At 39.9% G+C, this 26475-nt stretch carries 24 protein-coding genes; 16 read left to right on the forward strand and 8 right to left on the reverse strand.

The genetic code is table 11. From position 1 onward, the window contains the following. Positions 1 to 10: 10 nt before the first annotated feature. From lolE to J8L86_RS05140, 3 genes are read right to left on the reverse strand one after another with little or no spacing between them, the layout of a single operon-like run. Positions 11 to 1258 (reverse strand): lipoprotein-releasing ABC transporter permease subunit LolE, encoded by a 1248-nt coding sequence (lolE, locus tag J8L86_RS05130; RefSeq protein ID WP_065107804.1) that lies wholly within the window; start codon positions 1256 to 1258, stop codon positions 11 to 13. Further along, positions 1258 to 1986: a lipoprotein-releasing ABC transporter ATP-binding protein LolD gene (gene lolD, locus J8L86_RS05135; protein ID WP_055026282.1), complete on the reverse strand. Its 729-nt coding sequence runs from the start codon at positions 1984 to 1986 to the stop codon at positions 1258 to 1260. The genes lolE and lolD overlap by 1 nt, the downstream gene beginning before the upstream one ends. Further along, a complete protein-coding gene (locus J8L86_RS05140; protein WP_119969654.1) occupies positions 1986 to 3218 on the reverse strand; it encodes a lipoprotein-releasing ABC transporter permease subunit in 1233 nt (410 codons plus the stop codon). The genes lolD and J8L86_RS05140 overlap by 1 nt, the downstream gene beginning before the upstream one ends. A gap of 163 nt (positions 3219 to 3381) precedes the next feature. Here J8L86_RS05140 and J8L86_RS05145 point away from each other — a divergent pair, with 163 nt between their 5' ends. From J8L86_RS05145 to J8L86_RS05155, 3 genes are all read left to right on the forward strand, one after another. Continuing rightward, positions 3382 to 3960, forward strand: coding sequence for a PilZ domain-containing protein (locus tag J8L86_RS05145; RefSeq protein ID WP_055026284.1), 579 nt, complete (start codon positions 3382 to 3384; stop codon positions 3958 to 3960). Positions 3961 to 4130: 170 nt separating this feature from the next. Then, positions 4131 to 7613, forward strand: coding sequence for a transcription-repair coupling factor (gene mfd / locus J8L86_RS05150; RefSeq protein WP_211029106.1), 3483 nt, complete (start codon positions 4131 to 4133; stop codon positions 7611 to 7613). Continuing rightward, the gene (locus J8L86_RS05155) at positions 7613 to 8650 is read left to right on the forward strand and encodes a peptidoglycan binding protein CsiV (protein ID WP_211029108.1); all 1038 of its coding nucleotides are present in this window, start codon (positions 7613 to 7615) and stop codon (positions 8648 to 8650) included. Before mfd ends, J8L86_RS05155 begins: the two co-directional genes overlap by 1 nt. 129 nt (positions 8651 to 8779) lie before the next feature. Here the strand turns inward: J8L86_RS05155 and nagZ are convergent, their stop codons facing one another. Then, on the reverse strand, positions 8780 to 9799 hold the full coding sequence (gene nagZ / locus J8L86_RS05160) for a beta-N-acetylhexosaminidase (protein WP_211029110.1): 1020 nt from the start codon (positions 9797 to 9799) through the stop codon (positions 8780 to 8782). A 413-nt stretch (positions 9800 to 10212) separates the two neighbouring features. Here nagZ and J8L86_RS05165 point away from each other — a divergent pair, with 413 nt between their 5' ends. The 13 genes from J8L86_RS05165 to J8L86_RS05225 all read left to right on the forward strand — a co-directional run bounded on the left by J8L86_RS05165 (position 10213) and on the right by J8L86_RS05225 (position 24074). Continuing rightward, positions 10213 to 11589 (forward strand): L-serine ammonia-lyase, encoded by a 1377-nt coding sequence (locus tag J8L86_RS05165; RefSeq protein ID WP_055026287.1) that lies wholly within the window; start codon positions 10213 to 10215, stop codon positions 11587 to 11589. A gap of 473 nt (positions 11590 to 12062) precedes the next feature. Then, positions 12063 to 12335: a hypothetical protein gene (locus J8L86_RS05170; protein WP_065107797.1), complete on the forward strand. Its 273-nt coding sequence runs from the start codon at positions 12063 to 12065 to the stop codon at positions 12333 to 12335. Between the two features lie 313 nt (positions 12336 to 12648). Then, a complete protein-coding gene (locus J8L86_RS05175) occupies positions 12649 to 13038 on the forward strand; it encodes a hypothetical protein (RefSeq protein WP_065107796.1) in 390 nt (129 codons plus the stop codon). Positions 13039 to 13088: 50 nt separating this feature from the next. After that, positions 13089 to 13913, forward strand: coding sequence for a hypothetical protein (locus J8L86_RS05180; RefSeq protein WP_211029112.1), 825 nt, complete (start codon positions 13089 to 13091; stop codon positions 13911 to 13913). 42 nt (positions 13914 to 13955) lie between these two features. After that, positions 13956 to 14492 (forward strand): phosphatase PAP2 family protein, encoded by a 537-nt coding sequence (locus J8L86_RS05185; protein ID WP_211029114.1) that lies wholly within the window; start codon positions 13956 to 13958, stop codon positions 14490 to 14492. Positions 14493 to 14713: 221 nt separating this feature from the next. Beyond that, positions 14714 to 15352, forward strand: coding sequence for a hypothetical protein (locus J8L86_RS05190; protein WP_065107793.1), 639 nt, complete (start codon positions 14714 to 14716; stop codon positions 15350 to 15352). 399 nt (positions 15353 to 15751) lie between these two features. Continuing rightward, the gene (locus J8L86_RS05195; RefSeq protein WP_211029115.1) at positions 15752 to 17068 is read left to right on the forward strand and encodes a serine hydrolase; all 1317 of its coding nucleotides are present in this window, start codon (positions 15752 to 15754) and stop codon (positions 17066 to 17068) included. A 196-nt stretch (positions 17069 to 17264) separates the two neighbouring features. Beyond that, entirely contained in the window at positions 17265 to 18059 is a 795-nt protein-coding gene (locus J8L86_RS05200; protein WP_211029117.1) for a hypothetical protein, read from the forward strand. Positions 18060 to 18334: 275 nt separating this feature from the next. Next, entirely contained in the window at positions 18335 to 19081 is a 747-nt protein-coding gene (locus tag J8L86_RS05205) for an HAD-IIA family hydrolase (RefSeq protein WP_055026288.1), read from the forward strand. A gap of 299 nt (positions 19082 to 19380) precedes the next feature. After that, positions 19381 to 21054 (forward strand): M28 family metallopeptidase, encoded by a 1674-nt coding sequence (locus tag J8L86_RS05210; RefSeq protein ID WP_211029119.1) that lies wholly within the window; start codon positions 19381 to 19383, stop codon positions 21052 to 21054. 456 nt (positions 21055 to 21510) lie between these two features. Further along, positions 21511 to 23175, forward strand: coding sequence for an asparagine synthase B (gene asnB / locus J8L86_RS05215; protein ID WP_055026290.1), 1665 nt, complete (start codon positions 21511 to 21513; stop codon positions 23173 to 23175). 128 nt (positions 23176 to 23303) lie between these two features. After that, on the forward strand, positions 23304 to 23531 hold the full coding sequence (locus J8L86_RS05220) for a hypothetical protein (RefSeq protein WP_065107789.1): 228 nt from the start codon (positions 23304 to 23306) through the stop codon (positions 23529 to 23531). Positions 23532 to 23579: 48 nt separating this feature from the next. Further along, on the forward strand, positions 23580 to 24074 hold the full coding sequence (locus tag J8L86_RS05225; protein WP_211029121.1) for a GNAT family N-acetyltransferase: 495 nt from the start codon (positions 23580 to 23582) through the stop codon (positions 24072 to 24074). 140 nt (positions 24075 to 24214) lie between these two features. On the opposite strand, the gene J8L86_RS05230 is transcribed toward J8L86_RS05225, so the two are convergent. From J8L86_RS05230 to J8L86_RS05245, 4 genes are all read right to left on the reverse strand, one after another. Continuing rightward, a complete protein-coding gene (locus J8L86_RS05230) occupies positions 24215 to 24427 on the reverse strand; it encodes a DUF1289 domain-containing protein (RefSeq protein WP_065108406.1) in 213 nt (70 codons plus the stop codon). 1 nt (position 24428) lies between these two features. After that, positions 24429 to 24779 (reverse strand): VOC family protein, encoded by a 351-nt coding sequence (locus J8L86_RS05235; protein ID WP_211029128.1) that lies wholly within the window; start codon positions 24777 to 24779, stop codon positions 24429 to 24431. Between the two features lie 264 nt (positions 24780 to 25043). After that, complete coding sequence (locus J8L86_RS05240; RefSeq protein ID WP_082972184.1) at positions 25044 to 25745, reverse strand: DUF445 domain-containing protein; 702 nt, start codon at positions 25743 to 25745, stop codon at positions 25044 to 25046. Positions 25746 to 25837: 92 nt separating this feature from the next. Beyond that, positions 25838 to 26269, reverse strand: a complete 432-nt coding sequence (locus J8L86_RS05245; RefSeq protein ID WP_055026295.1) for a GNAT family N-acetyltransferase — start codon at positions 26267 to 26269, stop codon at positions 25838 to 25840. Between the last annotated feature and the right edge of the window lie 206 nt (positions 26270 to 26475).

The raw sequence follows: 26475 nt of genomic DNA on the forward strand, positions 1-26475 counted from the left end.
TATTTTGCCTTTATCGGCCAGCTAAAGCTGTAGCAGGTGCTATTTTTGTTGCTTTATAAGCGGGGTAAATTGTCGCTAATAAACTCATGACTAACCCCATTGCCACAACAACTATGACATCTTCCTGTTGTAGTTGAGAAGGTAAAAAATCAATAAAATAAATATCAGAAGCGAGTAACTGTATTCCTAAAGTTTGCTCTATTGCACTGGCGATAGCACTCAGGTTCGTTGCTAACAACACCCCAATTACTGCGCCGATAGTACAGCCCAAAAAGCCATTCAACCCACCTTGCATAATGAATATTGACATTATTGCTGGTCGTTTTAGGCCCATAGTCATCAAAATAGCAATTTCAGAGCTTTTGTCCCTGACAGCCATCACAAGCGTAGACACAATATTAAAACAAGCCACAGCAATCACCAGAGCCAGCACCAAATACATTACCATTCTCACAAGTTGAATATCTTGATACAAATGCCCTTGTGAGCGAGTCCAATTATTTAAATGTAAGTACTGACTTTGGGCATAGCCTAAATCTCGAGTAATGCGCGGCGCACTAAATACATTATTAACCGTGATCCTAAGCCCTGTTGCTGAATTGGCTGGCAGTTTAAGAATGTTAGCTAAATATGCCATTGAAACATAAGCCTGTGTTGACTCTATTTCGCCACCAACATCATAAACTCCCGCAACAATAAAGCGATGACTCTTTGCTGCCGACAATGTATTTGATTGGCTCATATCAGGCGTATACATGGATAAGGTATCGCCAATATCTAAACCCAATTTATCGAGTAACGAACGACCTAAAACGATATTATTTTCAGCTACTGATAAGGTATTCCATGTTTCTTCTGGCATAAATTCAGCAAGAGTTGAAACTGACTGCTCATATTTAGGCTCAATACCGTTAAGCACAATTCCTTGGAAACCACCCGGTTTTTGCACTAATCCCTGCATTCTGATAAATGGCGCTGTAGCAACAATATCTGGCATGTGTGTGGCTGTTTCAGCAATCGCTTGCCAATCATGTAGCGGCTCATTAACGCTTAACAATTCACCATGGGACACCACACCTAACAAACGTTGTTCTAATTCTCTTTCAAAGCCATTCATTGCAGAAAGAACCAGAATTAATACAGCCACACCAAGGGCAATACCAGCTGTAGAGGCAAAAGAAATAAATCCAATAAAACCATTCGATTGTCTAGCGCGATAAAATCGCCAACCTATCGTTAGCGGTAATAAAGACTTCATTAATGTTTGTCCGCTGCTGTTGGTTGAACCGAAATATCAGCCATGTCTTGTAGTACTCCATCTTTCATTGTTAGCTGGCGATCCATTTTCGCCGCTAATTTATAATCATGGGTTACGACAACAAACGCTGTGCCAAGTTGATGGGCAAGTTCACGAATAAGCTCATATACACTATCGCCACTGCTTGCATCAAGGTTACCTGTAGGCTCATCAGCCAAAACAAGCTTAGGTTTGTTGATTAATGCTCTAGCAATGGCTACACGCTGGCGCTCGCCACCAGATAGTTGTGCGGGTATATGTTGAAGTCGATGACCTAGCCCTACTCTTTCAAGTAATGCCTGCGCTTCTTGTAACGTTTGTTTTTTATCACGACCTTGAATGAAGGCTGGCATCGCCACATTTTCAATCGCTGAAAATTCAGGTAATAAATGATGAAACTGATAAATAAAGCCTAAATCCTGATTGCGAATTTCAGCTTGTCTTGATGCAGATAGGGTATACAAATTCTCACCATCCAGTGTCACTTCACCCGATGTTGGAATATCTAAAGTCCCCATAATATGCAGCAAGGTACTTTTACCAGAGCCAGAACTCCCCACAATGGCCAGTTGCTCACCTTTGTAAACACTCAAATCGACATTTGACAGCACTTTTGTTGTCGTTTCACCGTCATGAAACTGTTTACAAACTTGGCTTACTTGCAGGATAACTGAGGTTTTATCATTCATTATTCATATCTCAAAGCAGTGGCAGGCTGAACCCGCGCAGCGGTTAATGCTGGATAAATTGTGGCAATTAATGTCATTGCTAGCGTGCCCACCACAATGATACTAATTTGGCTTAGTGATACCTCAACAGGTAGCATTTGCCCTGCGCCTAAAACTGATATGCCCAGCACATTTAAAATAATATTTAAATTCAACGTAATCATTACACCCACAATTGCACCAAGTGCGAGGCCAATAATGGCATTCAGTGAGCCTTGAACGATAAAAATGTTCATCACCGCTTGAGTGGTTAAACCTTGTGTTTTTAACACTGCGACATCGGTAGTTTTGTCTATCACCATCATCACTAGCGCTGACACAATGTTAAATGCTGCAACGGCAACAATTAGCGATAACATCAGCGACATCATGTTCTTTTCCATTTTAACGGCTGCAAACAAGTGTCCGAACCCTTCACGCCAATCACGAGTGGTAATGGATATGCCTTGTTGAGCGAGATCTGCAGTGATTTTCTCACCCACTTGCGGTGCAGAAAACGGATCAGCTAAATACACTCTTAGCTCGTTAATCTCTTTAGGGTTAATTCGCATTAATCGCCTTGCATCTTGGTAATGAACATACGCAAGTGCCGCATCAACTTGTGATCCCATTTCAAATACGCCAGCCACGGTAAATTTACGCTGACTAGGTACCGGTCCTAACGGAGAGTAAACCACTCCATCACCGCTTAATAATCTGACTTTATCACCAATATTAATAGACAGTTTACGGGCTAATTCACTGCCTAAAACAATGTTATAACTACCCGCTTGTAGCTGCTCAAACGCACTTGAATAGGTATTTGCGATAATTGCAGATAAGTCCTGTTCATATTCTGGAAAAACCCCATACACTTGAACTGCGCTGATATTTTGATTGGATTGCACCATCGCCTGGGTGGTTACTGATGGGGCAATGCCATGGATACCATTTTGCTGAACAATAATACTGGTATCACCTTGCCAATCATTAAACCCAGCTTCTGAAACTAAAGTTAATTGCGGAACTGCACCTAAAATACGCTGTTTAAGTTGACCTTCTAGCCCATTCATTACAGAGCTAACAATAATCAGTGCAGCAACACCTAAAAAGATACCTGATACGGCAAAAAAGGTAATGAAGGATGCGAACGCATTCGCTTTTCTGGTTCGCCAGTAGCGATAGCCAATGAATAATGAAAACCGAAAGTTCATAAAGGAAACGGCACCCCGAGTGTAGAAAGTAAATATAACGGCTTAGTGAGTCTATTATGCATGAAAAACAGCCGTTTATTTACGTAAGCAGGCTAAAACTTGCTAAATGATAAAGATGGGCATGATAATAGGGGTATTAGTTTGATAAATAAAGAGGCAAACCTTGTTCACTGAATCTAACGCATATTTTACTGTGCCTCATCAATTCAATGTTTATTTGGAAACTTGGCCTGAATCTAACGCTATCCCAACAGAAGAGGATCTTCGCTCAATGCAGTCTGTTGGGCTTAAGCTGCTGTCAGAAGTCAAAGAACTTGAAGCCAATTGCTTATTGCAGCTACGTCAATTAGATAATGAAGCAAAAGCTGTGGTCGATTTTTTAAAATTACAGTCACGTAAAGTCGATTTAGTGTTACAGCATGTGTTAGAAAAAGAAGTGCAATCGGGTGAGCGTTATCAAGGTACCCAATTTGGTGGCAGCGGTATAAGCATCGTCAGCCCTGATCCCCTCACCATTGGCGATTACTTTAAATCTTCGATTTACATCAGCAGTGAACTCGTTGCGATATTATGTTTATGCCAAGTCAGTCAGTGCCAAAGCACCGAAAACGGCTACCTTGTGACATTCGAATTTAGCCAGATACTCGACTCTGATGTAGAGCAACTCGTCAAAGCCAGTTTAAATGTGCAGCAAAAAATGTTGAAAATGCGAAAACAAAGTCGCCAACAAGCCTCTGACTAATAATATTTGCCTGCAACTTGTTATTGGCTAGCTTATAATAGTAAGCCAATAATAAAGGCAATGAGGATGCTTGCTTTTATTCATATCCGTTACCAATACTTTTACTATTGAGTCCCTTATTAGTATCGGCTGGAACATCACACATTGACAGAAGTAAACTTAATAATTCAATGAAGAATTTTAGCGTTTTAACACCGCCTAGTGTAAAAAAAGGCCAACAATTTCAGACATTAGCAACACTAGGGGGCGTATCTCAAGCCATTACCCTGTCGAGTTTAATTCAGCAACATTCTGGCACAACTCTTATTGTCACAAGTGATACGCCAGCAGCGCTACAACTTGAAGTTGAACTCGGTTACTTATTGTCTCATTACGACGTCAATGTCTGCTTGTTTCCTGACAGAGAAACCTTGCCTTACGACAGTTTTTCACCGCACCAAGATTTGATTTCTCAACGGTTAGAAACCTTAGCGCAAATGAGCCAAACACAACACAATGTTATTATTGTGCCAGTTAACACGCTCATGGTTAAACTGCCGCCTAAATCATTTTTAACTGCAAATGTCATGTTGCTGAAAAAAGGCGACACTTATAGTCTCCAACAAGTAAGACAACATTTAACAGATACGGGTTATTACATTGTTGACCAAGTATACGAGCACGGCGAATTTGCGATTCGTGGTTCTATTCTAGACATTTTTCCGACGGGGTCAGATCAACCATTAAGAATTGAATTATTTGACGATGAAGTCGAGTCAATTCGTTACTTTGATGCTGAAACCCAGCGTTCTCAGCAAGAAATAGACGCAGTAAGAATGCTGCCAGCAAAAGAGTTTCCTACTGACAATGCCGGAATTGAAGGCTTTAGGCAGCGTTACCGTCGTCGATTTGAGGTCATCTCAAAAGAAGCAGAGTCGGTTTACCAGCTCGTGAGTAGAAACCTTATGCCTGCGGGTATTGAGAATTACCTACCACTGTTTTTTGATGAAACAGCCAATCTATTTGATTATATTCCAGAGAACACTCAGCTCATTACACTGGGTGATATTGAACAAGCAAGTCAGCACCATTTAAGTGAAATCAACAGCCGCTATGAAGACCGTAGAGTTGATCCTTTACGCCCCTTACTCGCACCACAAGAACTGTATCTGCTCATCGATGAGTTATTTGCACAATTCAAGCGCTATCAGCGCTCGCAATTTGCTCTTCCTAGTGATGAAAATAACAAAGCGCAACACGCTAGTGTGTCTGCGTTGCCTGATATCAATGCCAATCATAAGCTCAAGCAGCCATTAATCAGTCTGCAAGAATATAGTCAAACACATCAACAATTGGTGTTCTGTGCTGAATCAGAAGGTCGACGTGAAGCATTAATTGAGTTGCTAGGCAAAATCGATATTAAGCCTAAGTTGTTCAATCATTTAGATGACTACATCAAGGCAAAAGCTCCTATTGGGTTAATTGTCTCGCCGCTATCACGAGGCTGTGTTATTCACGATACGCCTAAAGGTGATATCAGCGTTATTTGTGAAACTGAATTATTCGGACAACGGATTTCTCAGCAACGACGTAGAGAAAAACAAAAGCAAGTCAGCTCTGATGTATTAGTCAAAAATTTAGCTGAATTAAAAGTCGGTGAACCTATCGTTCACCTTGAACACGGTGTTGCGCTATATCAAGGCTTAGTCACACTTGATACTGGTGGTTTAGTCGCTGAGTACTTACAGCTTGAATATACTGGCGGCGATAAATTATATGTTCCAGTATCTTCACTGCACCTAATTAGTCGTTACAGCGTGGGCGCCGATGAAAGCCCAACCTTAAATAAACTAGGTAACGAAACGTGGGCTAAAGCCAAGAAAAAAGCCATTGAGAAAATTCGTGATGTTGCCGCTGAATTACTCGATGTTTACGCCCGAAGACAAGCCAGACCTGGCGATGCAATGAAAATTGAAGCTGAAGAATATGCCCAATTTTCTCAAGGTTTTCCTTTTGAAGAAACTGTCGATCAAGAAACCGCAATCGAAGCTGTGCTTGACGATATGCAAGCGCCAATGGCCATGGATAGACTGGTTTGTGGTGATGTCGGTTTTGGTAAAACTGAAGTTGCTATGCGAGCGGCTTTTGTCGCGGTCAATGCAGGCAAACAAGTGGTAGTATTAGTACCAACCACCCTGCTTGCTCAGCAGCATTATGAAAACTTTAAAGATCGGTTTGCAGACTGGCCTGTCGTCATTGAAGTCATGTCACGTTTTCGCTCTGTAAAAGAGCAAAATGGGGTGCTTAAACAATTGTCTGAAGGCAAAGTCGATATTGTTATTGGTACCCATAAATTACTCCAAGCTGAAGCCAACTTTGACAATTTAGGCTTACTTGTCATTGATGAAGAGCATCGATTTGGTGTTCGTCAAAAAGAAAAAATCAAAGCACTACGGGCAAATGTTGATATCCTGACATTAACAGCAACCCCAATCCCACGAACCTTAAATATGGCAATGTCGGGGATGCGAGATTTATCTATTATCGCAACTCCACCAGCAAAACGCTTAGCTGTAAAAACCTTTGTTCGTGAGTACGATATTGCAACGGTACGTGAAGCTATACTGCGGGAAATACTGCGTGGTGGCCAAGTTTACTTCTTGCACAATAATGTCGAAACCATTGAAAAATGTGCCCAAGACATTCGCGAATTATTACCTGAATCTCGCGTCGTTACCGCTCATGGTCAAATGCGAGAACGTGAACTTGAGAAAGTCATGTCAGAGTTTTACCACCAACGATTTAACGTATTAGTATGTACAACGATTATTGAGACTGGTATCGATGTACCTAGCGCCAATACAATCATTATCGATCGTGCTGATAAATTTGGGCTTGCACAATTGCACCAATTACGGGGACGTGTGGGTCGCTCGCATCACCAAGCTTATGCCTATTTAATGACGCCACATCCAAAATTAATGAGCGCAGATGCTCGTAAACGACTCGCCGCAATTGATGCCTTAGAAGATTTAGGCGCAGGCTTTATGTTAGCCACACAAGATTTAGAAATTCGTGGTGCGGGCGAGCTCTTAGGTGACGAGCAAAGCGGCCATATTTCTAAAATTGGGTTTAGTCTATATATGGAAATGCTGGAATCAGCAGTGAAAGCATTAAAAGAAGGCAAAGAGCCGTCGCTTGCTTACATGCTAAATTCACAATGTGAGATTGAATTACGTATTCCAGCCCTACTCCCTGATGACTATGTGTCAGACGTTAATATGCGTTTGTCTTTATATAAACGTATTGCCAATTGCGAAACTGAAAAAATGCTAGATGAACTCAAAGTTGAATTCATTGATAGATTTGGTCTACTGCCAGATCCTACTCGCAACTTAATGGAACTAACCTTATACAAACACCAAGCAACGGCGTTAGGCGCCAGTAAGATTGAGATGCATGCCAAAGGTGGTAGCATAGAGTTTAATGACGACCATAAAATAGATCCTATGTTCATCATTGGTTTATTACAAAGCCAGCCACAAATTTATCGAATGGAAGGCTCAAATAAGTTAAAGTTCACTATCCCTGCTGAAACCAGCAAACAACGTCTAGACTTAGTGAAGACGTTACTAGAACAATTAGCTCAACACCGTATTGGAGAAACCCACTAGTGCTGCGTAACCTTGTTATATCTATTGCCGCTATCACAGCGATAAGTTCGTCATTAAGTGTTCAAGCCAAGTCGTGGTTTGAAGTCGAAGTTTTCGTGTTTGAAAGACAATCTAACAGCCTAGAACAATGGCAAGAAAATGCCGCAGTAGCGCCTAATCGCAAAAATGTCGACTTAATTACCCCTATGATCAGTAACGACATCACTGGCGTTGCATTAGGGTTATCAGGCTGCACATCAACAGACTGGACAAGTGGCGAAGTTGATTGCCAAGATCCATTGGTCAGTGCCAATAAAACCACCTTCCCAAGTCAGGTGCCTTTTTCTATTGCTGCCGATGAACCTCAAGTCGCCTATTTAGGTGAAGGGCCAATTTTATTAGCTGAGTCCCAGAGCCAATTTGCTGAGATAATCAGCGCTGTAAAGCGTGAACGAGACGTGCGTAGTTTATTGCATATGACATGGCAACAAGATATGCAGTCCCGCAACCGTGCCAAACCGATTCGCATCTACGCAGGTAAAGATTTTTCAGAACAGTTTGAATACGCTGGCAACCCAGTCACAGAACAGCAAGAAGATGAGTTTTCAACTTTTGACTTCAGTTCATCATTTGGCAGCTTTATTGATGAACCCAAAACGACTCCAGTGTGGGAGCTTGATGGCAATATCAATATTTACTTAAGTCATTATTTATTTATCGAAACACGACTTGCGCTTCGTAAACCCATCCAAAAAGAAGTGGTGCAAAATGATTACTATCAATACAGCACTCAAGTGGAAAATGAAAAAGTATTAAGTCCATTTTTGCAATCTATTCCTATGGTGCAAAACAGACGAGTAAGATCAGGTGAAATCCACTACTTTGACCACCCTAAAATGGGGATTGTGATGCAAATTAGAAAAATGGAACAACCGACAACCACTAAGCCAGAAGATCTAGTGATGGAAGACTCGCTTGAGGAAAGTACTCAACCACTTAGTGATGATACTCCGGCATTGATGACTGAAGGCAATGCAAGCCATGAATCATTAAAGTAAGCCTTTCACTAACTGAAACTAATTTAGTCTGGTCAGGTGTAGAGCAAACGATTCCGTTAGCATTAGCATCACTAAACCGAATGCACATGAACAAATCTGTTTATGTCATTCGGTTTTTTATTGGCCAGTTTACGCTTGTGAGTGTGTTATTTGATTGGCAAGTTGCTGGGCTTTTTGCCAACGCTCCTCACAACCTAAGGCGCTCATGACTTGTTCCTTATTTGCTTTAAGCTTGGTCGCATTAACACTTGGTGGTGTTTGCGGCCATTCAAAATTAGCTAAAAGCGTGTTAACACCTTCGGGGTCATTACACACTAATATCATGTCACAACCCGCTGTTAAAGCCGCTTTAGCCCTATCGAGATAATCTCCCGCAAAAGAAGCCCCTTTCATGCCTAAGTCGTCAGAGAATATCACTCCATCAAATTCAAGCTCTTGCCTTAATACCTTTTGCAGCCAAAAAGAAGAAAAACCAGCAGGGTTGGGGTCTAACTGACTATAAACCACATGCGCTGGCATCACCCCATTGAGTAATTTTTTACCCATAAGTTGCTTAAAAGGGACCATATCATGTTCAAATATTTGTGCTTGGCTTCGATTGTCTTCTGCCATAGCAACATGGGTATCCGCTTTAACACTGCCGTGACCAGGAAAATGTTTCCCTACTGCGGCCATACCTGCTTCATTCATTCCTTCAATAAACGATTCAGCCAGCGCGCTCACTTGTCTAGGTTCGGCACTAAAACTGCGTTTGCCAATCACATCACTAATGCCGTTTACATCTAGCACTGGAGCAAAACTTAAATCAATGTCGCAAGCAAGTAATTCAACTGCCATCAAAAAGCCCAGTTCTTTACTCCAGCTTTGCGCAAGTGTTATGTCTCCAGCGGCTGCGGGTAATATATCCCCCATGGCAGGAATAAGTGAAAAGCCCTCTCTAAACCGTTGTACTCGGCCACCTTCATGATCAACAGCAATCAATAATTCAGGACGTATTTGCCGAACAGATTTAATTAAGTCAATCAATTGTGTTTTATTAGAAAAATTGCGGGTAAATAAAATAATTCCGCCAACTTGTGGATGCGAGAGTAAGCTCGCCTCTTCTTCGCTAACGCTATGGCCAGCTAAATCCATCATTAAATAACTCACGAGAGCTCCTGTTTATATTGGCAGTACAACCTCATAATTGTTCATATTTATGAATAGTCACCCTTGCGTTCCCCCTTGCAATAACCTCAACTAATGTGAAGTATATCGCATAAAAAAATCTAATGAACGAACTCGTAAAAAGTATGGGATACTCAGTAAAATAACTATCGTGATTTGAACCTAGATTATGTTTAAGCCATTAATCTAAACATGTTTAGTGGCGACTATTATGCAGAGAAATCTCCTATAGAGAAACAGTTAATAACGAAAACAACCCGCCTATTACTTGTTTTGTTATCTGCATATAGTGCCTCATTGGCGCAGGCTCTTATGCTGACAAATCTATCTCAAACGACACGACGAATATAATAAACGACTATAATAAAAAACGACTGAATTAAAGGTTGATAACAATGATTAGTGTATTTGACATGTTTAAAATCGGTATTGGACCATCAAGCTCCCATACTGTCGGTCCAATGAAGGCTGGTAAGTTATTTATGCAGCACTTAGCTGCACAAAATATACTTGCGCAAACCGATGAATTACGTTCAGAATTATTTGGTTCTTTAGGCCAAACGGGTAAAGGTCACGGTACAGGTAAAGCGGTCATTCTTGGGTTAATGGGTGAAGATCCCGATACCGTTGATACTGACACCATCGACGCCATTTTAGAGCAAGTATCAGCCAATCAAACCCTAACGATTGCAGATGGACGAACAGTCAAATTTACCCGTGATAACGGGATTACTTATCATCGCCGTAAAAGTTTACCTGCTCACGCCAACGCAATGACGCTATATGCATATAGCGAAGGCAGCTGTATCTATGAACGTACTTATTATTCTGTCGGTGGCGGTTTTATTCTAGATGAAGATGAAATCACCCAAACGAATGCCTCACCTGCAACACCGATAAAATCAGCCCCTTATGATTTTGATTCAGCCACGCAACTTCTTGATGTATGTTGTGAAAATGGTTTAAGTATTTCGTCATTAATGATGGCCAATGAACTGAGTATTGCTTCTGAAGAAGAGGTAAAACAGGGCTTATGGGACATCTGGCAAACGATGAAAAACTGCATCGAACGTGGTTATCAAAAAGAAGGCATGCTACCTGGTGGCCTTAAACTTCGTCGACGTGCACCCGCTTTATATCGCCGCTTACAAGCCGAAGGCCGTAATAATATGGATCCTTTGACAGCAATGGATTGGGTCGATTTATTTGCGTTATCTGTCAATGAACAAAATGCTGCAGGCGATCGCGTCGTCACCGCTCCGACTAATGGCGCAGCTGGCATCATTCCAGCGGTTTTATGTTACTACCATACTTTTGTACAAGAAGTGGACATTGATGTTTGTTGCCGCTACCTACTGACTGCTGCAGCCATTGGTATTTTGTATAAGAAAAATGCTTCTATTTCTGGTGCGGAAGTGGGCTGTCAGGGCGAAGTGGGCGTAGCTTGTTCAATGGCAGCTGCAGCACTAACAGAAATTATGGGCGGCACTGTAGAGCATGTAGAGAATGCGGCAGAAATCGGTATGGAGCATAACCTTGGATTAACATGCGATCCTGTTGGCGGATTAGTCCAAGTACCGTGTATTGAACGTAATGCAATGGGCGCAGTAAAGGCAATTAACGCCTCTCGTATGGCATTGCGTGGCGACGGTAACCATAAGGTCACACTTGATAAAGTGATAAAAACAATGATGGACACCGGTAAAGATATGCGTAGTAAGTACAAAGAAACGGCCAAAGGTGGCTTAGCAGTCAATATCGTTGAGTGTTAACCATAATTTAACCCTAACCAATCATGCATGAATCAATGACATCTTCCAAAGAGGCTTTTTAGCCTCTTTGTTTGTTTTAATCGGTAACGTATCTACAAGCATCATTAAAGCACTATCAAGACAGCTAACCTACAAAACTATAGTAGCGATCAGATTTCAGTGTTATCCAATACTCAAAGCACTACACTCTTGGTAAAGGTTATCAATCGCATAGTCATAACTCGCACTTCGATAACTCGCTATTTTAGGAATTTAATACTGAGTTAACCATTACTAAATGTCTTTTTAATTACTAGTAACGCCAAGTCACCTTAATATTGTCTCATTGGTAATGAAGTAACTAATGTGTATAGAGTTCAAGCCGCAATTTATACACACCTCCCATATTTCAACCATAAGGCTTAATAAAAGCAAACGACAAAACAAAAAATCCTTAAACGATTACCTTTCTAAGGAATTTACAGGAACATTTAATGAAAATAAGAACAGAAGCTGTGCTCACTGAAGAAGATGTCATTCGCTACGGCCATGTTCATTTTATCTACAAGCTTACCGTTACATTTAAACCGACTCATGTAGAAATAAGTGGCTCGCAAGAAACGATTAAACGGTTCTTAATCAAGCATTGGTTTGCTGATGATTTTACTGCTTACAATGACTTTATGGTTGAATACTTAGCACACCTAAAAGACAATAAACCGCTGATGTTAAACAAAAGATTGAAATCCGCCTCAAATGCGGACTAATTAATATGCCTGTTTTTCTAACTAAGGAACTACTTCAACCTAAAACTTATACAAACAGCGTAAATAGTTACAAGCAATAACCTCCCTCAAAAACACTCACTCAATCTAGGCTACTTCGGTAGCTTTTTTTATGTCTGCAATTTAGTAACTACAGCGTAAATACATCACTAATGCTCACTATAAACGCCAGTAAAGCTTAGTGAACCTTCGTTTAATAACATACCCATATCGAGTCACCACCTACTGGTAGAAAAAATCAATCCAAGTGGAAAACTCCTTATCAATACCGACTTTAACTTACTAAGGAAACATCATGAAAAAATTAATAGCGACTATCGCATTCACCTTAACCCTAACAGTAGCGCCAACAATTCAAGCTGATGTACTGGCTCCTATTTCTAGTACATATGGTCACGTTAAAACTTCATTGAATTTTGATATGACGCATACCGAAAATTTTAAGGCTTCAAATGGTCTTGAAATCAAAATCCACGCTTCAAAAAGCGACGACAACCGAGTGTTGGTGATGGATTCAAGCTGGTCTCCTTTTGCTTACCTTACCAGTGGTATTACTGAAACAAACGCTAAAGAAGCTGCAATGGAATATGCAAACACAAAAAGCATCGATGTTCAGCTAAGTAACCCTGAGGAGTACTACCACAACGGCTCTTACGGCTACGCATTCAACGTCGAAGCTAAATAACATTAAACAACTCATGGGCCAAGCCCTCACTAACTCGAGAGAGAAATACAATGAAAACATCTGTAATCGCTTTATCAATCGCCTCTTTATTTGCTGGTTCTGCAATAGCTTCAACAACAGTTGATGTATATACAGAACATGCTGACTCAAAGAACCACGTTCAAAGCCTTAAATTAGGTCATCAATTTGATTTTGGAACTGGATTGTCGATTGAAGCAAAAACTGATAAATCATTTGAACTTGGTCTTGAGCATCAGTTCTTTATCACTGACGGTTTCTACCTCACTCCAAGCGCTAAATATCTGTTCAACAAATCAGACAACTTCCATGCAGAACGTGATGGAACATTCACTATTGATGATGTAATTCCAGGTGGTAATGGGACACGTGAAGTCACTGGTTATCAAACTTTCGATACTATGGGTGAAGGCTCAGATGTAGCAATGTTTGGACTTGAAGCTGGTTATAGCTTTGATTTCGGCTTATTTGCAAGTGCTCGCTACCGCATGGAATATGCACAAGAAAACACAGGTTTCAAAGTTCAAATCGTTGAAACAATGGATGGTGGCTCAAATGTAGTTGACCAGTTTGAATTGTCATCTCAAAGCAAAATTGCTCGAACTGATTTAACAGTTGGTTATAACTTTGAATTGGTTTCACTAAAAGCAACTGCTATTCACGAAAGTGAAAAGAACAAAGATTTGGCAAACCTTTACAAAGGCATCGGTGCTAAATCTTCTGATTGGTCCTCTGAAGTTCGAGCAACATTCAATGGCTTCGATATTGTTAAGCCATATGTTCAATACACAGGTAAAAAGCTATATAGCGGCCTTAATGACGAAGCTATTCGTGTAGGTATTACCGCAACATTCTAAGTTCTCTCTTGCCAAGGACGGCAAATCCTTCTTGAGGTAATGATGAAAAAACTACTATTAGCTTTACCACTTTTATTTTCTGTTAACGCAAATGCAGAAAGCATCCATAGTGATTTACGCACTTATGGTGATGTTGCTCAAGTTGCTATTCCACTAACAGGCTTTTTCGTTGCCTGGATGAAAGATGATACTGAAGGAATGTGGCAATTAGGTAAAACGGTTGTTTATACACAAGCAATCACTGAAGCAACTAAATATGTTACTGATGTTACTCGCCCTTGTGGTGGTAAACGTAGTTTTCCAAGTGGTCATACATCGGCCGCCTTCAGTGGCGCTGCTTTTTTGGATCACAGATATGGATTTAAATACGGCTTACCCGCATACATTGCAGCGACTGGAGTAGCCTATTCAAGAGTCAAAGCGAATAAACACTGGAACACTGACGTCATTGCTGGTGCGTGTTTAGCCTATACAGTGAGTTATTTTGTGGCAAGTCGATATCGAGACCCTAACTTGACCATTGCACCGGTGTTAATGGGCAAAGATGCCCAGGGCATAAAAATCAGTTATACCTTTTAATGTCTTTAACACCTATCACTGAAGTCAGATATCTTACATCCCAAAAAGTAATGACTTTTATTACACATTACCTGTTAACGTAGAGGAAATTTAGCTCCTGTACTGTTTTAAGTAGATTGTTTTTATTAAAGAATGCGTATTTATCGCCAAGCCTGTATTACTCAGGTAATATCAATTTACAGCAATCCTTTAATTAACCAACTTTTATATGAGCTAATAATATGGATGATTCAGCTAAATTAGAGTTTGCAAGCCTAATAACAGATCAAACGAAACTACTAGAGTTAATTGCACAAGTCCCTCATCAAGCCCTAAAACAATATCCAGCTTTACAAAAACACCTCGTCATCCAGTCAGAACGTAATAAAGAATTACAACGAGCAATTAAAAATGGTGATTTCACCGAACAAGAGTGGAACTTGTCTTTATACCGTTTGCTAGACAACTTAGGGTATGAGATGGTTCAGACCATTGATACGACGATTTTGTCTAATCGTGTTATTCACTTGGTGGGCGCTGATATCCATTCAATAGAAACCTTGTCCATCCAAGACATTGGCTCAGAAGTACTTTCAGAAATTTTGATTAAGATGGCAAACAGTGTCATTGATACAACTAAGGTTAAGGTCATCAAATACCCTTGGTTAGCTGAGAAAGGTAGAATTGATTTCGGGTTTTACGCACAGCTAGATAAAGTTTATGCTGCATGGGTTGATGGCTTTACTTCACATTACAAACTCAATATGTGGTGCGAAAGTAATATTGGGACTAGAGCACCGCAATCGTGCATAAAGTTTTTCAAAGAACATGGTAATCCATCCGAGATCAAAGAATGGCTAGAGTGGAAATCAACCCGATAAATTAACACTCAAACAAAACCCTATTCATCTATAAACTTATCCTAAAGTGGCGACGTATTAAGTCGCCTTTTTCTTGTTCAGTAGAATGAAACGTTATACAGCGCAATAAAACTTGAATGTCGAACCAAATATCAAAATACCAATTCAATTTATTGGTGAGCGTTAGCTGACGTTTAAAACATTTAAGCTTTTATCACTTCCTTTCATTTATTACTTCATTTCACTACTCACTTCATTTTAATAATCACTATAGCTAACAGTGATGCTTAGTAACAAGCAAATTGGCAATATGAACCCAAGACGAAATATTGACTACCAACATCATCCTTTGAAGCAAGTTTCAGAAAACTTAACTAAGTTTGATGACATTGCCAAAGACGGTTTACTACTGAGGTTACTATGACAAAAACACTTATGGCTTTACCAATGCTTGTGGCTTTGAATGTTAATGCGGCAGAATTTCAAAGCCGTGACGAAGCATTTGTTGATAATGCCGCTCACCATGCGATTACGATTGAGAATTGGGATCAAGGTGAAAATGCAGCATCTACTTTCACTAATGCATATAAGTTTACTCACTCTTATAAATTGAACACTCAGGGCAACCATGAAGATTTAGGTACGGGTCAGATGAACTTCGACAACATATTTGTGGATGATGTTGATGGACAAATTAGCCTCAATACATTTTTACGTGATCGCGTTAAAAATCACTCAATGGTAGTGCTTAGAAATGGTCAACTAGCACACGAACACTACTGGAACAATATGAATGAAAATACGACCCACCTTGATATGTCAGTTACAAAGTCATTCACTTCGATGGCGGCTCAAATTGCTGTTGCGAATGGTCAATTGAATATGTCAAAACGGGTTATCGAATATCTACCTGAACTAAAAGGCACAGCTTGGGAAACTGCAACAGTTCAAGAAGTTTCAGATATGAGAACTTCAGTCGTCATCAATACACCGCCTCACTTTTCATGGGACCCAAGAATGACAACGGCGCAAAGTTATAATTCTCTTGAAGGTGTAAAAACTTATCCAAATGGCATTAATGATTACTTTCAGTTAGTAACTAAATTTAAAGGTTCTATGGGTGAAAAATACACTTACCAGTGTGTCAACACAGAAGTCCTCGGTAAAGTTGTTGAGGTAGCGACTGGTGAAAACCTTGCCAGTAACTTAGAAAGACTGTGGCAAAAAGTAGGTGCTAAAAACGATGTTTATTTGATGGCTGGACATGCTGGTGATGCAATGGCTTCAGGCGGTATGAATGCATCAACAAAAGATTTAGCACGAATTGGCAAGATGATTATCAATGATGGTAAAAACTATAATGGTGAACAAGTTTTACCTAAAGCATTTATTGATAGTTTAATGAGTGGTAATGATGAAGTTCGTGCAGCTTGGAAGTTAAGCAAAGAAAGTGCGTTGGCTGACGGATGGTATAAAGATCAGTTCCGAGTTCTTAATATCGGCGAACACAAAATCTTAGCGATGGTAGGTATTCATGGACAAGTTCTCGCAATGGATTTTGATACTGATACTGTGATTGCAATGAATGGTGGCTATCCAATCTCAGAAACACCAAGAATGGCGATTTCAATTTTCTACAAAACAATTCCAGCCATCATCGAAGCATTAACTGAGCAACCTATTGGTGCTTATTTAGATGAAAACGGTGACGTCGTTATTGTTGGTGAAAGCAATTAATTTATCCTCAAACTAAAGGCTACCAACTTGGTAGCCTTTTTTATCTCTAGATTTCACTAAACATTCCTCAAAAGCCTAGTAAACCCCATCGTACTACTATAACCACAACGTATAAAACCCCTTGTAAGCCATATCGGCGCTCTAGGCGCACCTTACGATAAACATTTAATTTACAATAAAATTTAGAGAGAATACCATGAAAAATACATTGATTACCTTATCAATCGCTTCCCTGTTTACTGGGTGTATTGCAGCCACAGAGCTGCCCACTAAAGAAAAGGTTTCACCCAGTGATTTAACTCAAGTTAATTCGTTTGTGAGTGGATCATTGAACAATAACAAAGAAATAACTTTAATGGGTGGGGTTGCGGGTCAATATTCTGCTGGAAATGGCTTCTTGAGCTTAGTTGAACACAAATCAGCGACCACCCATGAGAATAATCGTTTAGCTCAAGATACCCGAGTTCGATATTTTCAAGTGTTCGATGCTAACTTCATGTCCACTGAGCAAATTGGTTACAGCGTTGATTACATGAAGTCTTGGAAAATGGACACAGAAGCTATTGGATCAGACACTCTAGCATTGGGGGTAATTAGCAAATATTCACTAACCGACTCATTATCAGTATACCCTAACGTTGCTTATGTCATCGGTAAAGCTAAGGGGAGCACTGGTCAACAAAGTGATGTTAAAGGATTCCAGACTAACTTATTTGCAAGTTATGCCATCAACGATTCAAGCTATATACTGCTGCAACCTCAATTTCAGCAGGTTAAATTATCGTCAAATACACAAAGTACATCAGCTGACGTTAACACTTTTAAGATAAAAACGGGCTTTGGCACTTCTATGGATGAAATTGGAAAATGGTGGCTGGAAGTTTCCCATACTTACACTGAAAATAATGCTGAAATAAAATATGTTGACCAAATAATAACTGGCATAAATAAAGATCATTTATTTGATGTCACAGTTTCATACTATTTCTGAACCCGAGTTCTAATTATTATGCCAAGGATGGTAAATGTTAACGACCTTTGAAGCGAACAAAATAAGTATAAATACTCTCTTTAGGAGTTACATAAGTTATCACCCATTTTTAGCGGCAATCAGCCTGTAAAGAGACAAATCAACACCAAATAGCCAGCAATTATAATACCGTAAAATTAATTACCCTGTTTTTGGTTAAATCACGAGCATATTGATTGTTTTTTACATAAAAATGCCTTTATATGATGAAAGCATTCATCAATAAAGAGTAATCAATGAAAAATATTATCTGCGATATCGATGGCGTTTTACTGCACGACAATAAACTGATCCCCGGAAGTGATAAATTTATCCACAGAGTGCTCGAGCAAGGCAATCCACTGGTTATTCTTACCAACTACCCTGTTCAAACAGGAAAAGATTTACAAAACCGCCTTGGCGCTGCTGGCATTAATGTTCCTGAAAGTAGCTTTTACACTTCTGCAATGGCAACGGCGGACTTTTTAAAGCACCAAAAAGGCAGTAAAGCATACGTTATTGGTGAAGGCGCCCTGACTCACGAGCTTTACAACGCTGGCTTTACGATTACTGATATTAACCCTGACTTTGTGATTGTTGGTGAGACTCGCTCATTTAACTGGGACATGATCCACAAAGCGTCCCGTTTTATCGCTGATGGTGCTCGCTTTATTGCTACAAACCCCGACACTCATGGTCCAGCATACAGCCCTGCTTGTGGCGCTTTATGCTCACCGATTGAACGCATTACCGGTAAAAAGCCATTTTATGTAGGCAAACCAAGCTCATGGATTATACGTTCGGCGTTAAACCACATCAAAGGCCACTCAGAAAATACCGTCATTATTGGCGACAACATGCGCACCGATATATTGGCAGGTTTTCAAGCGGGTCTTGAAACGATTCTAGTCACCAGTGGTGTCAGCCAAATGGCAGATATCGACAAAGAACCGTTTAGACCTAATCATGTGTTTAAATGTGCTGGCGATATTGACGTCGTTTAATTTCCGACAAAAACGCCATTTATCTACTCAAGTCATCCACTCAGCTAAAATTAGCCTCTTAGGTATCAAGATCTCTGAGGCTAACTAGCATAATCCCATATTTACATCAGCAAAAAAGTTATTTAACAGTTTAAATAACTGAATATTTCTCTGATTAACATTAGGTAACATAATTTCAAGCCTTCTCTATTGAATGCAATATAGGCTTGATTCATTATGCATTCATAGTAAAACCGCATTTCTACTACATTGAGCGGTTTTAACTCGGATTAAGACTAAAAATAACAATAGGACAACCTATGAAGCAATTGCTGCCATTTTGTGCGTTAGCACTCATCACGGCTTGTAGCCCACAAAATGCCCCTACTGCTCCGAACCAAGCGGAAAAAAACACCTCAGCGGTATCTACAGATACAAAAGTAACGTTTGATGAATCTCGTTTTAGAAACGATATCAAGACCTTATCATCAGATGAGTTTGAAGGCCGCGCCCCGACAACAAAAGGAGAAAAACTCACCCTTGATTACCTATCTGCAGCATTTACTGAAATGGGTTTAACAGGCGCTTATCAAGGCAGCTTTTTACAACCGGTTCCTATGGTGAGTTATACCGCAAGTGAAGACCAAGCTATCAGCTTGGCGGGCATTGATATGCATTATCGCCAAGATATCGTACTGGGAAGCCGTCACGATAAAGGTGGGGTTAATATTAAAGATGCGCCTTTGGTGTTTGTTGGCTACGGAGTTAATGCACCTGAGTATCAATGGAATGATTATGAAAACCTTGATATGAAAGGCAAGATAGCGGTCATTTTAGTTAACGATCCAGGTTTTGCTCACCCAGAGTCAGATAAATTCAACGGCAAAGCAATGACGTATTATGGCCGCTGGAGTTATAAGTTTGAAGAAGCCAGTCGTCAAGGTGCATTAGGTGCAATCATTATCCATGATACGGCTCCTGCATCTTATCCTTGGTCTGTTGTTGAAAACAGCTGGACTGGTGCACAACAAGATCTTGTCTTAAATCAAGCAGAGCAAGATAAACGCGTTACTGTTGAAGGTTGGATGACAATGGAAAGCGCTAATGCCTTGTTCAAAAAAGCCGGTTTTGAATTGGAGCCATTAATGGCACGTGCCGCAGATAGCGCGATACATCTTGAGCTAAATCAAACCGCAGATATTCAATTTACCAGCAAGGCTGAATACGCAGACAGCTATAATGTGGTTGCAACTCTTGAGGGGACTGAAGCAAGTGATGAACACATTCTATTTACTGCTCACTGGGATCACATTGGTATAGACCCAAGCAAAGATGGCGATAACATCTATAACGGTGCATTAGATAATGCCTCGGGAACAGCTGGGATAATGGAAATTGCACGTCAATTTGCTGCACAAGCCAAAAATGGCCAAGGCGTGAAACGTTCATTAACTTTTATAGCAACAACAGGTGAAGAACAAGGGCTGTTGGGATCGCGTTACTATGCTGCAAATCCAATCTACCCGATTGATAAAACCGTTGCTGTATTCAACCTTGATAGCACTAATGTTTATGGCAAGACGCAAGATTACACCATTGTTGGCAAAGGCCAGTCAGAACTTGAGCGCTATTTAATTGATGCAGCAAATAAACAAAACCGTCACGCTACTCGCGAACGTAACCCTGCATCAGGCGGGTTTTTCCGCTCAGATCATTTCAGCTTTGCAAAATTAGGGGTACCAGCGGTATTTGCTGGTGGCGGTAGTATTCCGCTAGATGACGAGACTGCAGAGTATAAAAAAGCGATGCAACAAAAAATGAAAGGATGCTATCACAGTGTTTGCGATCATTATCATGAAGACTGGGACCTTTCTGGCGCTTTACAAGATTTAGCCGTGTATTTTGAATCAGCGAAATCTTTAGCCAATAACGATGATTGGCCTGGCTATTATCAAGGTTCGGAATTTAATTCGCTTAGGCCAGCAAAGGACTAACCTTTGCTAATTTTGTAGGAATTAATAACGTATTGAGCTAATCGCACCTTGAGTTAATCCAGCAATGAGTTAATAGCATTGGCTTTTACAATATAAGTCGTTTTAACTGTATTTTTAATCAATATCCCTTGAGTTTGTAAACCTCAAGGGATTTTTTGTATAAAACCACCTCAACACACCCCATTAAAATACCTGAAAAATTTAATCAGTTTCGATTCCATAATCTTAAAATTCTTGGGCTATCTGCCCAGTCAAAATAAATATTCATCAATGGTAGTAACAAAAAAATAGATAAACCTCAAAAACAAGGCCAAAAAAAACAGATTTGACCAACTAAAAACCCAATAGTATTGACGATCATTCAAAATTTACAGTTGAACCTTGAGAAAAATGCTGTCAAAGTAATTTCCAGATAAAGATTATTAAGTGTAGATATAGCGATTCTGGAGCCAAATTATGTGTTCAATTTTTTCAATATTAGATATTCAATCAGACGCAAAAGAATTGCGTCAAGTGGCTTTAGAAATGTCTAAGTTACTGCGCCACCGTGGACCCGACTGGTCAGGTGTTTATGCTGACGATAAAGCAATTTTGGCACATGAACGTTTGGCGATTGTTGATGTAGACCACGGCGCACAACCGCTAATTAGTGAAGATGACAACATTGTACTGGCAGTAAATGGTGAGATTTATAACCATAAACAGCTAAAAGAAGAGCTAGGCGAAAAATACCGTTATAAAACAAACTCAGACTGTGAAGTGATTTTAGCTTTATATCAAGAATACGGCGTCGATTTTTTAGATAAACTAAACGGCATTTTTGCGTTTGTGCTCTACGATAAAGCACAAGATGCATTTCTAGTTGGCCGTGATCATATGGGCATTATCCCGCTTTATTCTGGTCGTGACAGTCTAGGTAACTATTACATCGCATCAGAAATGAAAGCGTTAATGCCGGTATGTAAAACAGTAGAAGAGTTTACACCAGGCCATTACCACTATTCTAAAGACGCAGGATTAACCCAATACTACCAACGTGATTGGCAAGATTTTGAAGCAGTAAAAGACAATGCCGCGAGTAAAGAAGAATTGCGAGATGCTTTAGAAGCTGCGGTTAAACGTCAATTAATGTCAGATGTACCTTATGGCGTATTGTTATCAGGCGGGTTAGATTCATCAGTTATTTCGGCAATTACGCAAACCTTTGCTAAACGTCGTATTGAAAATGACAGCGAAACCGATGCCTGGTGGCCACAGCTACATTCATTTGCTGTTGGTTTAGAAGGCGCACCAGATTTAATCGCAGCCCAAAAAGTGGCCGATGCAATTGGCACAATTCACCACGAAATCCATTTCACCTTCCAAGAAGGGTTAGATGCGATTAAAGAAGTTATTTATCACCTTGAAACCTATGACGTTACGACTATTCGTGCAGCGACACCAATGTACTTAATGGCCCGTAAAATTAAAGCGATGGGCATTAAAATGGTGCTTTCAGGCGAAGGCGCTGATGAATTATTTGGCGGTTACTTATATTTCCATAAAGCACCTAATGCACAAGCATTCCACGAAGAGTTAGTACGTAAACTCGATAAATTACACCTATTTGATTGTTTACGAGCAAACAAAGCCATGGCGGCCTGGGGACTAGAAGCACGTGTTCCATTTTTAGACAAAGAGTTTATGGATGTCGCTATGCGTATCAATCCTGAGGCTAAAATGTCAAAAGAAGGTCGTATTGAGAAAAACATTTTACGTGAAGCATTCGAACATGCATTGCCACATGAAGTCGTTTGGCGTCAAAAAGAGCAATTCAGTGATGGTGTTGGTTACTCTTGGATTGATGGCCTTAAAGACATCGCTGCAGAGCAAGTGGATGATTTACAATTAGCCAACGCTAAATTTAGATTCCCGTACAATACGCCAGAATCAAAAGAAGCCTATTACTATCGTTGCTTCTTTGAAGAGTTCTTCCCATTAGAGTCAGCAGCAGAAACAGTACCGGGCGGGAAAACGGTCGCTTGCTCTACACCTGAAGCATTACTTTGGGATGAGAGTTTACAAGGCATTAATGACCCTTCAGGTCGTGCTGTTAAAAACGTCCATGACAGTGCTTATTAGTTGTTATAAATAACCTATTAATAAAAAAGCCATCGACTGTCGATGGCTTTTTTATGTTTGTTTTTATGCTATATTTTCAATGCTAGTTTAACAGTTACTTATAAACTCAATATTTAAAGGATTAAATAATGTCAATTAATGCCGCTTTTATTGGACAATTACTCATGGTGCTTTGGGTGCCATTTACCATTTTTATTACATGGAGCAGTTATAAATTAGGGAGTAAAAAAACCTCTTCACCTAAGTTAGCCACAGCGATTGGCTTCTTACTCGCATTCTTTCCACCTTTAGCACTAATTTATATTGCAGTTTTGGTCATGATTAAAGATAATTCGCCTTTAGAACCAGTAAGTTGATGTCTGCAATCTTATAATCACTGCTCCAGCTATTTTTAAAGGTTTTCCATGTCTGATGTGACAATTTTTCATTTAGAAATGACCCATGCAAGTCAATTAAACGCAAAATCAGATGCTAAAGGTTTAATTGTCACTAAAGCCAAGCTTCCCCAGTTTGAATTCAATCGGTTTCTATATCAGTTTGTTGGGGAAGCGTGGGAGTGGACCGACAAACTGGGCTGGTCAGAGCAACAATGGAAAAGCTATAGCGAAGACCCTCACTTACATTTGTACGTTGCTTACTTTGAAGGTTCACCTGCAGGCTATTTTGAGCTGCAACAACAATCCAACGGCCAAGTTGAAATAATGTACTTTGGACTAGGAGTAAGGTTTATCGGTAAGGGAATGGGCGGCTACTTACTTAGTGAGGCTATAAAGCAAGCTTGGGCACTACCAAATACTAAGCGAGTATGGGTACATACGTGCTCTTTAGACCATCCTAGCGCCTTAAAAAATTATCAGGCTCGCGGGTTCAGCTTATTTAAAACAGAGATTGAGCAATAACAATATTTTGAAATAATGAGATAGAGCAATCACTCCGTCGTCTCAACTGCTACTTAGTTTGCCCTCACATATGTTTGTAATGGATCGGTGGGTTTATCAATTAACCACTTCAGAAGGTAATCATTCGCCTAGAAGACAATTCATTTAGGCGACGCTAATCGTTGAGATAGTGCCTGTATAAGCTCTCTTTTTTGGTTGTCGGTCATTTTATGCCACCCCAATATTTCATCTAACCTTCGGTGACAACCCAAACACACATCTTGCTCATCTAAACAGCAATTGCCAATACAAGGTGAATTAACGATCGTATTTTGTTGATTTTCAGCAATGTTATTAGTCTTTAAGTTGGCCATTTTACTCTGACCAAACGGCATATTCGTTGCCATTATTATCACTAAAATGAAACCTTTTCCCACCAGGAAAGCTAAATACAGCTTTAGTAATCAATCCACCAGCAGCCAAAATTTTACGTTCACTGGTTTCAAGGCATTGACTATAAAGCACGATTAACGGACAACCTTTTTCAAGGTTAAAGTGAGTTGATGACAAATAGAAACCACCATCAATGCCAACGTCCAAAAAGCAGCTGTATTCAGGGCCATAATCTTTAAAGTGCCAACCAAAAGCGTCAGAAAAAAACATTTTTGTTTTAGTAAGGTCGTTAACCGGTATTTCTAAGTAATTGACTTTATGATGATTTGACATAAGCATTCCCTTAGTTATTGGCGAAATGGTCATCCAGCCCAAATTAAGCGATAAGATGTCGAAAAAGTTGATTCTGATTATCCAAAATAGTGGATTTATCAACGGATGTCGAATAACTCAACTAAACTTACTGTCCGGATTGATGAAAATAATGGAATAAAAAGCCACCTTAATAAAGGTGGCTGAGGTAATATTTGAAGCATTTAAATAGCGCCAAATACACACTTAACAGAGGCTGTTAGCGTGTTAAATAACGAATTGTTATTAGGCCTGAAGCACTGCTGCAATTGCCCCGATGACACCGCCAAAAACACCGCCCCACACCACTAGCCAGCCCAAATGTTTACGTATCATTTCTTGAACAATATCTTTAACCATTGTTGGAGTTAACTCATCCAAACGTTGATCGACAATGTTAGATACTTTAGCTTGCAGATCAGCCATCACGTTGGGCTGTTCAAGTTCATTAACTAAAATCTGATTGAACTCTTCACTCTGTGTTAGTTCAGTTAACGACGCTTTCATCTTTTCAATAAAAGGCTCTTTTAAAGGTATTAGGGCTTCAGTACCACCGAACATCGACAGCATTCCGCCAAATGAAGAGTTTTCTACCGTATTAACTAACGCATCAAATGACGGTTCAAGATCAACTTTGTCGATCACTGGCGTTAAATCAATGGCTGATGCACTGTTCTCTGTTAAAAGGCGGTCAATATTTTCTTGAGTAAAAAATTGCGACATCATTAAATGCTTAATGCCTGCTTTAAACTCCTCAAACCGTGAAGGGATCACACCAGAACCATACAAACCAGGGACTTTTTCAAAAAGCATATGCACAGCTAACCAATTTGTTATCGCACCAGATAACGCAAATAACCCTATAGTGAACACTATAGGTAAAGCGGCAACATAACCTACCAATACAAATAATGCAGCAATGATGTTAGTGACTAAACTCTTATTCAACCTAAAACCCTCAGACATAAAAAAACCTTTGGCATTTTATCAATTTCCAAAGGCTAGATGCTAGTTTACAAGCTAATTAAATCAACGCTCACTTACATATCGGAATGGTATAAGTACATCCCTTCCGTCTCGGTCATGTTAGTTAAGTTTTTCTCGAGTTCGTTATCGAGCACTTTAGTTCGTTTAACCAAAATAACCTCAGTACCATCAGCTAATAACTTGGCCTTAGCAATGAGTTTAGCGGCAATGCCTTCGCCACGTCTGGCTGAATCAACATAAACATCGTCAAAGTACCAAACAGGTTTTAGCAATAAAGAAGAATAAGACGGGTAAAGTTGGATGAAGCCAAGGCAATGCTCTTGTTCCCAAGCCAAAAATATCATCGAATCATTTTCTTGTAGACGAGTTCTCACAAAATTTCGACAATTTTTTGGTTCAGATTTAAACCCCATACTTTGACGGTATTCATCAAATAAATTGACCAATACATCGGTATCAAACTCTGAAGCCAGGCGGATTTGCATTGTTTCGTCCTTGAAAATGTTGTTGCTGTTCACTTGCCATCCTTTATCGCTACTGAATGATACAGCTCAATTGCGAAATAAGTCAGATGAGAGTTCATTCTACTGTTATAGCAGAACAGTCAGCTCAATTTTAAAATAAAAATCTCATTAATACATTAGCTTAAATTGAAATACTACTTTTGTCCATTTAAAAACAAAAGTGAATC

This window comes from Shewanella sp. MMG014 (assembly GCF_018100775.1).
Taxonomy (GTDB): Bacteria; Pseudomonadota; Gammaproteobacteria; order Enterobacterales; family Shewanellaceae; genus Shewanella; species Shewanella japonica.